The 1,520-nt window shown below is 61.1% G+C and carries 1 protein-coding gene and 1 pseudogene; both read right to left on the bottom strand.

Annotation, left to right across the window (positions count from 1 at the left end; translation table 11 throughout):
* Positions 1 to 649: pseudogene (locus tag ACOCD2_RS19500) on the bottom strand (hypothetical protein); the annotation flags it as partial.
* Positions 650 to 659: 10 nt separating this feature from the next.
* Complete coding sequence (locus tag ACOCD2_RS19495) at positions 660 to 1,334, bottom strand: hypothetical protein (RefSeq protein ID WP_293649949.1); 675 nt, start codon at positions 1,332 to 1,334, stop codon at positions 660 to 662.
* Positions 1,335 to 1,520: the final 186 nt, after the last annotated feature.

Raw genomic sequence — 1,520 nt, 5'->3', positions numbered from 1 at the left:
CCTCGGTGTCATACACCAACTCCAGGACCGCCGGCGAGGTAATGTTTTTCCCTTTCCTTTTCTCAAAAAAGAGATCGGGATGGAAAAAAACATTCGCCAGTTCCCAGGGCTGGGCATCCAGGGGGATCCCCCGGTTGGCGAAATACCGCCGCGCGGGTTCCGCATCCGGGTGATCCAGCGTCAGCCGTTCCGCCCAGGCCTTCTTCAAGAAATAAAGCTTTTTCTGCTCCTCTTTCTCGTTTATTTCAGCCTTGACGATGACCGGCTTGGCCGGCCGTTTCGGCTTGTGCGCCTGGCCCGTGGACGGCGCATAACCAACATGCTCCGCCACGGCCTCCAGGGTTTCCCGGAAAGACCACCCATTGACCCACTCCAGCAGTTTGAACCCGGACGGGAAAAAGCCGCAGCTGTTACACAGGCCGCCTCCGGTCTTGTCGGCGTCCTTGTACAGCTTGAAGCCGTCTCCCCGCCGGCCGTTGGGGCTGCCATGCACAGGGCATGACACCCCTTGGGCACGGGCCTTTTCGCCGCGGCCGTAGGCATCGACCGCTTCCGACAACGCAGGAGCAAGCGCCCGAAGAATCTCGGGCCAGTGACCGGCGCACTGAACTTTCAGTTCGTCGGCATCGATGGGAATACGTTTTCCCATTTTTTACCTCCTATGCTGCGTTGATGGTGATGGCCTCGCGAAGCAAGACCCTGCCGATCCCTCCATAATGGGGGGAGTTCCCGGTGTCCACGACACCCTTGCGGACTTTCTCCGCAATCAGGCGCCCGGCCCGGAAGACCCGGATCCGAAGATTCAGGTACCTCCCCCCACCCAGCAGGTCGTCCAGGGTATCCCCGGGCTGGGGACTCCAGCCAAAATCGAAATCCCCACAAGGCTCCTCGGTGAGCGTCACGCGGACATCCCCCAGGGCGATCTCCCGGGTGCCGTGGACGTTCTGGCCAGCCTCATAGAGGCGGTGGCAGTCCGCCTCCAAGAGGGGCAGCAACAGCTCCAGCTGCTCGCGCACCTGGGTGGCAACCTTGGCCACGGCGTCGTTGGCCTTGATGTCCACACACCCCCGTGCCGGGAATACGGACTTGGATACGTCCACCTTCCCGTTGGCCACGCAAGCCTGAATAGCGACATCGGCCACCCGCAGGGCGGCCTTGAGGTCCCCATACTGGCGGCCGGAAAGGTTTTCCCGGCCCCAGTCCCGGATTTGCTCCTGCCGCATTCTGAAGCAGAAGCGAACCCCGTTTCTGGGGTCGAACTCTATGCCCTCGATGCGGGCATAGAATCCGTATTGGACCAGTCTGGCCCGTGTATATTGGGCAATGATCATCATTGCTTCCTCCTTGGGGCGCGACCCCGATTAAATGTTTCGCAATGCCAGTCGCTACCTGGCATTACGTTGTGATGGCGCGTTTTACCTCGCGCAGAGAGGGCTCCGAAGAGCGAAAAATCGTACGGGCGCACGCATGCGCTGTTCGCTGGGCGCAGAACGGCCAGGGAAAAGGGCACGTGGAGTGCG

It is taken from the genome of Thiolapillus sp., assembly GCF_048562965.1.
Classification (GTDB): domain Bacteria; phylum Pseudomonadota; class Gammaproteobacteria; order Chromatiales; family Chromatiaceae; genus Thiolapillus; species Thiolapillus brandeum_A.
The sequence above is the reverse complement of the archived record's forward strand: the minus strand, read 5'-3'. Positions and strand labels throughout refer to the sequence as shown.